The organism is Ruegeria sp. AP12 (genome assembly GCF_056540025.1).
On record NZ_JBQFVZ010000183.1, the window covers coordinates 1 to 774 of the forward strand.

Sequence of the window (774 nt, forward strand, 5' to 3'; positions counted from 1 at the left end):
CAATTTGGCCTTGAGGGGGATCACGCCGTTGATCTCGGCAGCGATATCCATGTCGCGGATCGCCATCCAGGTCCGACCCGTGGTGCCCCGCGTCAGATTGCGTGCAAGGATGGCGCAGACGGTCAGGAAGATCAGGCAGAACAGATAGGTCGCCCAAGCCGGAGCATTCGGGCCGGTGATGATGATACCAAACACATCCCGTTCCGGCGCGTTGATCTGACCCGAAGCCGAATAGTTGTAAAACCACGGCACCCGGTTAAACAGCCACACAAGGAAGAACTGCGCCGCCAACGTCGCCACGGCCAGATAGAACCCCTTGATCCGAAGGCTCGGCAGGCCGAACAACACGCCCACAAAGGCCGTGATGCCTCCGGCAAGGATCACGTGGATGAACATGCTGACATCGGGGAAAGCAGTCATCAGCTTGTAGCAGGCATAGGCCCCCACAGCCATGAACCCTCCGGTCCCCAACGAGACCTGCCCGCAATAACCCACAAGGATGTTCAGCCCGATCGCCGCGATGGCGTAGATCAGGAATGGCAGCAGCAGCGCGTTGGCCCAATAATCGTTGATGATGAAGGGAATGATCCCGAACGCTACCGCCAGCACGACATAGTAGCGATACCGGTCAAACTTGATCGGGAAAGTCTGGCTGTCAGCAATGTACGAGGTTTTGAAATCCCCGGCCTCACGATAGAACATATCTTACTTTCCCCATTCTTCCTGCGCCCGGTTCCGGGCCGCGGCGTCCAATTGGTTTGAGCCCTTGGCGTA

General features: G+C 57.9%; 1 protein-coding gene. It reads right to left on the reverse strand.

Going from position 1 to position 774, the window contains the following annotated elements; genetic code table 11:
* A partial coding sequence (locus ACR0E6_RS22125; RefSeq protein WP_480587407.1) for a branched-chain amino acid ABC transporter permease occupies positions 1 to 702 on the reverse strand: 702 nt, incomplete at its 3' end.
* Positions 703 to 774: the final 72 nt, after the last annotated feature.